Genomic DNA, 8,667 nt, shown 5'->3' with positions numbered 1-8,667 from the left:
CTGAAGGGGGGCTCGGACCCGGACAGGCCAATGCCAGCTAACGTCCTGTACGTGATCGGGTTTCCGCTCGGCAAGGAGCCGAAGCTATTCGCCACGCCCACCTCCGTTGATATCCGTCTGTAGCCTGAAGGGCGAAGATTCACGCTTGCCAGAGCCGCCCTAAGCCCAACCGTGCGAATCGCCCTAGGCATGGCACATGATGAAGAAGGGAGACGCGCACTGCGCACCTGGATGGCTCGATCCAAGACTGATCTTGTCTTGTAGCCCCAAGTCATGGCCGCCAATATGGCGGACCTTCCAGACGCAAGGGGGTGAACGTCATGAAGCCACATCTGCAAACTACCGTCCTGACACTGCTGGCCGCCGGCGAGAGCCAGCGTGAGATAGAGCGCGTCACCGGCGTTGACCGCAAAACCATCCGCCGCCTTGCACAGCGTCATGCGGAGGTAAATTCCCCCACCCCGGCCACCGGCGAATCGCCTCACGTCCTGTGAGCCGTATCGTGAGTGGATCGAGGCGCAGTTGCGCCTGCGGCGCAATTACACGGCCATCTACCGGGGCCTGGTCGATCAGTTCGGCTTCACCGGCGCCTACAACAGCGTCAAGCGCTTCGCCGGCCGGCTTGTACAACGCGAGCCCGAGCAGATTGACCGCCTCGAGTTCGCTCCCGGTGAGTAATCGCAAGCTTGCGATTAAGCAGAGGGTTGGATCCGGCGCACGTCGGCACAGCTCTCCAGCAGATGTCACTTCGCGGGAGAGGGGAGCGTCCGCCTGGGGTAGCGGCAATTATCCAGCGCACCGGCGCACGACTGTCCAACAGCCCCGCACATTGCGGGGCTGCTTCCTACTTATCCCTTCACCGCCGCCGGCAACAATGCTTGCGGCAGGTTCTGGTAGCAAACCGGCCGCAAGAACCGGTCGATCGCTGTCGCCCCCACCGAAGTCGAACGCGCATCTGAAGTCGCCGGGAATGGTCCGCCATGCACCATCGCATAGGCCACTTCAACGCCGGTCGGATAGCCGTTGCACAGCACGCGCCCGGCCTTGCGTTCCAGCACTGGGAGCAGGCGCTGCGCGGCGGCGTGGTCGCCATCATCGAGTTGCATGGTTGCCGTCAGCTGGCCTTCAAGTTGCCGCGCCATGGCCAGCATCTCGTCGAGATCGCGGCACACCACCAGCACCGTCGACGGGCCGAACACTTCGGCCTGCATCCGATGATCCGCCATGAACTGCGCCGCGGTGGTCTCGAACATCACCGGCCGCGCCTGGTTGGCCCCGTTGCTGTCTACGCCGTCGCCGATGCGCTGCAGCCCGTCAAGCGACGACAGCTGCGCCACGCCCTGCTCATAGGCGGCATGGATGCCGGGCGTCAGCATGGTCGCTGCCGGCTTGCCTTGCAGCGCGTCCAGCGCCGCGGCGCGGAACCTGTCGAGCGCGGGCCCTTCGATGCCGATCACCAGGCCAGGATTGGTGCAGAACTGGCCGACGCCCAGCACCAGCGAATCCACCAGCTGGCGGCCGATTTCCTCGCCGCGCGCATCGAGTGCCGCGGGCAGCAGGAACACTGGGTTGATGCTGCTCATCTCGGCATACACGGGAATTGGCTGCGGGCGTGCGTTGGCCGTCCGCATCAACGCCATGCCGCCGGCGCGCGAGCCGGTGAAGCCGACTGCCTGGATCGCCGGATTTGAGACCAGCGCCGTGCCGATGACATTGCCCGCGCCCACCAGCAGCGAGAACACGCCTTCGGGCAGGCCGGCCGCCTGCACGGCTTTCTGGATCACGCGCCCGACCAGCTCGGACGTGCCCAGGTGGGCCGAGTGCGCCTTGACCACGACCGGGCAGCCCGCGGCCAGTGCCGCGGCGGTGTCGCCGCCGGCCACGGAGAAGGCCAGCGGGAAGTTGCTGGCGCCGAACACTGCCACCGGGCCGATGGCGATGCGCTGCATGCGCAGGTCCGGGCGCGGCGGGTTGCGCTCGGGCAGCGCGGGGTCGAAGGTGGCCTGCTGCCAGCGGCCCTCGCGCAGCACGGTCGCGAATAGGCGCAGCTGGCCGGCGGTGCGGCCACGCTCGCCCTGCAGGCGCGCGATCGGCAGCGCGCTTTCCAGGTGGGCGCGTTCAATCAGCGTGTCACCCAGCGCTTCGATGCCGGTGGCGATGGTATCGAGGAACGCCGCGCGCTGTTCCGGCGTGGTGTTGCGGTAGGTGTCGAATGCGGCTTCGGCCAGCGCGCAGGCGCGCTCGACCTCGGCCTGGCCGCCGCCGTGGAAATCAGGGCCCAGGGCCTGGCCCGTGGCGGGATTGATGGCCTGCAGCGGTTTTTCGGAGCCGCGCACGGCTTGCGCGCCGATCAGCATGTCGCCGGTGATGTGCATGGAAGGATTCCTTGTCAGCGTTTGGAACGGGAAGGCCGGCCGGAGGGCATGTGCCCCGCGGCCGGCCTGTCGAGATGCAATGCGAGGACGGCTTGGGTGCCGCTTATGTGCCGGTTATTGCGGTCCGAGCTTGTTGATCAACGCGCCCAGCATTTCCATTTCCTCGCCGGTCAGGTCGGTCAGCGGTGCGCGCACCGGGCCGCCGTCGCGGCCGACCAGGCGGGCGCCGGCCTTGACGATGCTCACCGCATAGCCGGCCTTGCGGTTGCGGATGGCCAGGTAGGGCAGGAAGAAGTTGTCGAGCAGGCGGCCCACGGTGTCATGGTCGTCCGCGGCGATGGCGCGATAGAAGTCCATCGCGGTCTTGGGGATGAAGTTGAACACTGCCGACGAATACACCGGCACGCCCAGCGCCTTGTAGGCCGCGGCATAGACCTCGGCCGTGGGCAGGCCGCCGAGGTAAGAGAAGCGGTCGCCCAGCTTGCGGCGGATGCTGACCATGGCCTCGATGTCGCCCACGCCGTCCTTGAAGCCGACCAGGTTGGGGCAGCGCTCGGCCAGGCGCGCGAGCTGCGTCGCATCCAGCTTCGAGTTGGCGCGGTTGTAGACGATCACGCCGATGTCCACCGACTTGCAGACCTGCTCCACGTGTGCGGCAATGCCGTCCTGGCTGGCTTCGGTCAGGTAGTGCGGCAGCAGCAGCACGCCGGCCGCGCCCAGGCGCTGGGCTTCCTGCGCGTAGGCGATGGCGGTGCGGGTCGGGCCGCCGGCGCCGGCCAGGATCGGCACCTTGCCGGCGCAGGTGCGCACGGCGGTGTCGACCACGGCCGAGTAGTCCTGCGGCGTCAGCGAGAAGAACTCGCCGGTGCCGCCCGCAGCGAACAGCGCGGTGGCGCCGTAAGGGGTCAGCCACTCCAGCCGCGCCGCGTAGGACTGCGGTGCGAAGTCGCCCTGGGCGTCGAAGTCGGTGATGGGGAAGGACAGAAGGCCTTCAGAGACGATTTGCTTGAGTTCGTTGGGTGCGAGCATTGCGGCAATCCTGAGCGGGCCAGTGGCCCGGGTGGCAGTGGCGGCTGACTGCGGCGGCGCAGGTCATCCGAGTTATCAGTCATCGTACGACAAGGTTTTGGCGAAGGCAATAGGGCAGGCAATCATTCGGGGTTAACCGGGATGCGGCCGGCGTGTCCGCTGGAAAGCCTTGCGGGCGCCCAAAAAACGACAGAAACGCGCAGTCAGGGGCACTTCATGCCTGCGATGGCGGCGGTCGTACTGTGGTGAGGTCCGGTGAGGCTGGAATGTGATGTTGTAGGACAACGTAGGTCAGGGCGGCTCCCAGCCGGCGCGCCGTCCACTCAGGAAATTTGAAACACCCATGTAAAGCTGCCGGTGCACGGGTCCCCGGCGACTGGCACACTGGCATCCTGGACTGACGGGGAGAACATAGTGGGAGAGTTACAGGCCTTGCTGGAAAACCATGGGCTGATGCTGGTGTTCCTGAACGTGCTGGTCGAGCAGGCCGGGCTGCCGGTGCCGGCGTACCCGATGCTGTTTGTCGCCGGCGCCCTGGGCGTGCAGGAAACCGGGCCGTCGATCGGCGCAGTGCTGGCTGCGGTGATCTTCGCCTGCCTGATTGCCGATACCGGCTGGTACTTCGCCGGACGCCGGCTGGGGCAGCCGATGCTGCGCACAATCTGCCGGGTATCGATTTCGCAGGACTCGTGCATCCGCCAGACCCAGTCGCTCTATCTGCGCGTGGGGCCGCGCTCGCTGGTGATTGCCAAACTGCTGCCCGGTGCCGGCGCCTTGTCCACCGCGATGGCGGGCATGACGGGCACGCCGTTGCCGGTGTTCCTGTTTTATGACGCCATCGGCGCGCTGGTCTGGGCTGGCAGCGCCTTGCTGATCGGCGTGGTGTTCAGTGATTTTATCGATGCCATCCTGGAGGCGTTCAGCGCCTACGGGCATATGGCCGTGGTGGGGCTGTTGGTGGCGTTCGCGCTGTTCCTGGCGTGGCGCTGGTGGCGCCGCCTCCGGCTGCTGCGCCGCACGCGGCGCGTGCCGCGCATGACGGTGGACGAACTAGAAGCGCGCCGGCTCGCCGGCATCCTGCCGGTGGTGATCGACGTGCGCGCCCACGGCGACACACCGATGGAGCGCATCCCCGGCTCGGTGGTGCTCGACATGCAGGGCGCGCTGGACAGCCTGGACGCGCTGGGCGTGCCGCACGCCGGGGCCGACATCGTGGTCTATTGCGCCTGCCCCAATGAACTGTCCGCCGCGCTGCTGGCCGAGCGCCTGCGCGTGGCTGGCTACCCGAAGACCTGGGCGCTGGCCGGCGGCTTCGACGAGTGGAAGCGGCGCCACGGCGGCACCGCCCCGACCGAGGCGGCCAACCAGCCAGGGCCGGCCGAAGCCGCCTGAACCTGCCAGGCCGTCGGCGCTGCGCTCAGCGCGTAGCCCATGTCGGCAAAGGCCGGCCGGCGGCGGCCGAGAAGCCCACCAGCACCGCCAGCGCCGTCGGCGGGAAGCCGATCAGGATGCCGATGGTCAGCGTGATCAGCGCCACCGCGAAGGCCGGGAACCAGCCCGAATGCATCGCGGCGATGCCAACGGTGGAGCGCCGCCGCCTATACTTGGCGCAGACCGACTGCTACCGGGAGGACGCGCATGGCCGCGGAACACCACGGAACCGGCGGATCCGGCGACGAGTCCACCCGCATCGCCCAGCGCCGCCGCCAGCTCGGCATTGCGCCGCGGACCGGCGACGGGCAGCGCAACTGGGCCCTGGCGCTGTCCGGCGGCGGCATCCGCAGCGCCACCTTCTGCCTGGGGGTGATGCAGGCGATGGCGGGCACCGCGATGCCCGCCAAGGCGGCAGCGTCGGCCCCCGCGCCGGAAGCCGCGACGCCGGCGGCCGCCAGCGCCGCCGCGGCGCAGACCGTGCCGGGCCTGGCCTCGCTGCTGGCGCAGTTCGACTACCTGTCCACCGTCAGCGGCGGCGGCTACCTCGGCGCCTTCTTCGTCAGCCTGTTCGTGCCCGGCCGCCTGCGCCGCGGCGCAGGCCCGGTCCAGGCCGCCACCGACGCCTATCACACGCTGCAATGCGAGCCGCCGGGGCGCATCCATACCTCGGTGTCCTATGCCGCCGAACCCGGCCGCGGCGCGGTGGCATGGCTGCGCGAGAACGGCCGCTACCTGTCGCCCACCGGTGCCGGCGACAACCTCTATGCCGCCGCGCTGGTCGTGCGCAACTGGCTGGCCATGCATTTCGTGATCGGCAGCGCGCTGCTGGTGCTGCTGGCTGCGCTGGCGCTCGGGCAACACATTGCTGTGGGGGTTTCCTACGGGTTGGGGCGCCATGAGATGGACCTGCTGCACGACGCGCGGCAGGCCTACAACCAGGGCGAATGCGCGATCTGGTGGAGCACGCTGCTGTGGCTGCCGCTGGCAACCGCGCTGGCTGGCGCGGTGCCGCCCGGGCTGGCCTACTGGCTGATCTACCCGCGCGCCAACGACCCGCAGGCGACGGCCCGCTTCCTGAGCCCCGCGCCGCTGCTTGCCACGCTGCTGGGCCTGATGCTGCTGGCCGCGGCGCGCTGGTCGGAATGGCTCGGTTCGGGGCTGGTCATCGGCAAGCTCTTTGCCGCGCTGGGCGTGCTGACGTTGCTGGGCGTGCTGTGGTGCCTGGCGCTGCTGCAGGGCGAGCCGCGCACCGTGGCCGCCTACCGCGTGCGTGCCACGCGCGCACTGCGTGGCGCGCTGACGCTGACCCTGTGGCTGGCGGCGCTGGGCATTGCCGACACCATCGCACGCACCGCTTACCTGTTTGCCCACCAGGCCCACCACCAGTGGGGCGCGGCGCTGCCCGCAACCGTGCTGGGCGTGCTGGTCTGGCTGGTGCGCTACGGTTCGCGCTGGCGCGACGCCGGCCGCCAGGGCAGCACCGACACGCCATGGCGCGCGCTGTGTGCCCGGCTGCCGGTATCGCTGCTGGCGGGCGCGGTGGCGGCGGTGCTGGCCCTGCTGTTGTTCGTGCTGTGGTCGTGGCTGGTGCTGTGGGTGCGCTGGGACGGGCGCGAGCCGGTCGACTGGCTGGTGTTCGGCAACGCCTATACCGGCCCGGCGCTGGCCATGCTGACCGTGGTGAGCCTGGCGCTGGCGCTGGTGGTGGGACGCTTCGCGGGCTTCCTGAACCTGTCGACGCTGCAGCCGTTCTATGCGGCGCGGCTCACCCGCGCGTACCTGGGGGCGTCCAACGGTGAGCGCTTTGCGCCGCCCGATCCGACGACCGACCAGGACGGCAGCCGGCGCGCCCGCTTCAGCGTGGCCGAGCCCGTGCCCGGCGACCAGCTCAGCCTGAACACCTACTACGATCCGCGCGTGCTGGCGCCGCTGCACCTGATCAACGTCACGCTGAATCTCACCGTCGACCCGGCCGAGCAACTGGTGCAGCGCGACCGCAAGGGCAAGCCGCTGTGCCTGGCGCCCGGCCCCTGCGTGGTGCAGTCCGGCGTGGCGACGGCGATCCCGCCGGACGCCTACGCGCGCTTTACCATCGACGGCCGGGGTTGCTGCCCCGACGTTTCATGGCCGTCGTCGGGCAAACTGGCCGAATCGCGCACCGTGGGAGATTGGATGGCGATCTCGGGCGCGGCCGTCTCCACCAGGCTGGGGCGCGCGACCACGCTGGGCACATCAATGCTGCTTGGCCTGGCGAACCTGCGGCTGGGCATATGGTGGCCGTCGTATCCGGCCAGCCACGCACGCGAAGGCGGGCGCCGGGGCCGCGCCAGGCGCCATCCGGAACGCGCCACGCATCCGTGGCTGGCCGCGGGCATCGCACTGTTCCGCACGCAGTACTATCTGGGCTGCGAACTGAGCGCGCGCTTCCACGGCACGCGGCGCGGCTGGCAATTTCTGTCCGATGGCGGGCATTTCGACAACACCGGCGTGTACGAGCTGCTGCGCCCGGGCCGCGATGTCTCGCTGATCGTGCTGTGTGATTGCGGGGGCGACCCCGACTACCGCTTTGGCGACCTGGCCAACCTGATCCGGCTGGCGCGCATCGACCATGGGCTGGAGATTGTGGTCGATACCGAGGCTGCTACCACGCACCCGGTGCTGAGCCGTGTCTTCGGCGTGCCGGATGATTTCCTGCCGGGCGCGCCGACCGGCGACAAATGCGCGGTGCTGCTCAACGTCTTTCGCACCGGCCCGGAGTGCGGGGCGCCACGCGCACGCACCTGCCGCATCGTGCTGCTCAAGCCGCGGCTGGTGTCATGGGCGCCGGCCGACGTGCGCCACTACGGCGCGACCCATCCCGCGTTTCCGCAGGAGGCCACCGGCGACCAGTTCTTCGATGAGGCGCAATGGGAGAGCTATCGCGCGCTGGGCCATGCGATCGGCCAGCGCGTGCTGGGCGGGGCCGTGGGCAAGGCCCTGCTGGTGTGAGGAGACTGCGCGTCAGCGCACGAAGCCGATGACGTCTTCCAGCCGGCCGCTGGCATCGCGCAGCGCCTCCAGCAGGCGCGGTACCGCGGCTTCGTCCAGCCGCTGCTGCGGCCCGGCGATGGCGACCGAGCCCACCACCGCGCTGCGGTCGCGCGACCACAGCGGCAACGCCAGGCCGGCCACGCTGGCGGCGGCTTCCTCGCGCGTATGGGCCCAGCCGCGCTCGCGCACCTCGGCCAGCTGCTGCTCGATGCGCTCGCGGTCCAGCGTCGTGTGGGGGGCCATGCGCGCCAGGCCCTGGCGGTAGACTTCATCGCGGAAGGCATCGTCCTGGAAGGCCAGCATGGCCTTGGCATGCGCGCCCGCATAGAGCGGGAAGCGCTCGCCGAGCTCGATCGAAAAGCGCAGCTGGTGTTGGCTCTGCACCAGCCCCACGCACAGGCCCTCATTGCCATCGAGCCAGGACAGGAACACGGTCTCGCCGCTTTGCGCGGCGAGCTTTTCCAGCACCGGGCGCACGATCTCGTCGGGCGAGAAGCTCTTGCGCACCACCTGTCCCAGCTCGAACAACCGCAGTCCCAGCGAATACTTGCCGGTGGCCGCGTCCTGCACCAGGAAGCCGTTGGCGGCAAACGTGGCCAGCACGCGGTGCACCACGGCGTAGTGCACGCCGCTGTGCTTGGCCAGCTCACGCACGCCCTAGGTCGGCTGGCGCACGGTGAAGTGGGTCAGCAGGGCCAGCGCACCGTCCAGTGTCTTGAGTGTCATCCGTTTGCGCGAGAAACCTCGGCCTTCAGGCTGGGGAGGGATAGCGCACGACGCAAAGCGTCGCCCCTGTCCT

4 protein-coding genes and 3 pseudogenes are annotated in these 8,667 nt (G+C 69.3%); 3 read left to right on the top strand and 4 right to left on the bottom strand.

Annotation, left to right across the window (positions count from 1 at the left end; all coding sequences use genetic code 11):
* Window positions 1–311 precede the first annotated feature (311 nt).
* A pseudogene (locus AC07UK_RS38585) lies at window positions 312–675 on the top strand (IS21 family transposase); the annotation flags it as partial.
* A 173-nt stretch (window positions 676–848) separates the two neighbouring features.
* Here the strand turns inward: AC07UK_RS38585 and AC07UK_RS38580 are convergent.
* Both AC07UK_RS38580 and kdgD read right to left on the bottom strand, forming a co-directional pair.
* On the bottom strand, window positions 849–2,375 hold the full coding sequence (locus tag AC07UK_RS38580; protein WP_436224434.1) for an aldehyde dehydrogenase (NADP(+)): 1,527 nt from the start codon (window positions 2,373–2,375) through the stop codon (window positions 849–851).
* A 114-nt stretch (window positions 2,376–2,489) separates the two neighbouring features.
* Complete coding sequence (gene kdgD, locus AC07UK_RS38575; RefSeq protein ID WP_494685815.1) at window positions 2,490–3,404, bottom strand: 5-dehydro-4-deoxyglucarate dehydratase; 915 nt, start codon at window positions 3,402–3,404, stop codon at window positions 2,490–2,492.
* A 414-nt stretch (window positions 3,405–3,818) separates the two neighbouring features.
* On the opposite strand from kdgD, the gene AC07UK_RS38570 reads away from it, so the two are divergent.
* A complete protein-coding gene (locus tag AC07UK_RS38570; RefSeq protein ID WP_436224433.1) occupies window positions 3,819–4,796 on the top strand; it encodes a DedA family protein/thiosulfate sulfurtransferase GlpE in 978 nt (325 codons plus the stop codon).
* Window positions 4,797–4,822: 26 nt separating this feature from the next.
* Here AC07UK_RS38570 and AC07UK_RS38565 read toward each other — a convergent pair.
* Window positions 4,823–4,986, bottom strand: a pseudogene (locus AC07UK_RS38565) (OPT family oligopeptide transporter); the annotation flags it as partial.
* 56 nt (window positions 4,987–5,042) lie between these two features.
* Between AC07UK_RS38565 and AC07UK_RS38560 the strand changes: the two are divergent.
* The gene (locus tag AC07UK_RS38560) at window positions 5,043–7,826 is read left to right on the top strand and encodes a hypothetical protein (protein ID WP_436224432.1); all 2,784 of its coding nucleotides are present in this window, start codon (window positions 5,043–5,045) and stop codon (window positions 7,824–7,826) included.
* Window positions 7,827–7,838: 12 nt separating this feature from the next.
* Here AC07UK_RS38560 and AC07UK_RS38555 read toward each other — a convergent pair.
* Window positions 7,839–8,594: pseudogene (locus AC07UK_RS38555) on the bottom strand (IclR family transcriptional regulator).
* Between the last annotated feature and the right edge of the window lie 73 nt (window positions 8,595–8,667).

The organism is Cupriavidus sp. GW821-FHT07C08, from assembly GCF_059419025.1.
The sequence above is the reverse complement of the archived record's forward strand: the minus strand, read 5'-3'. Positions and strand labels throughout refer to the sequence as shown.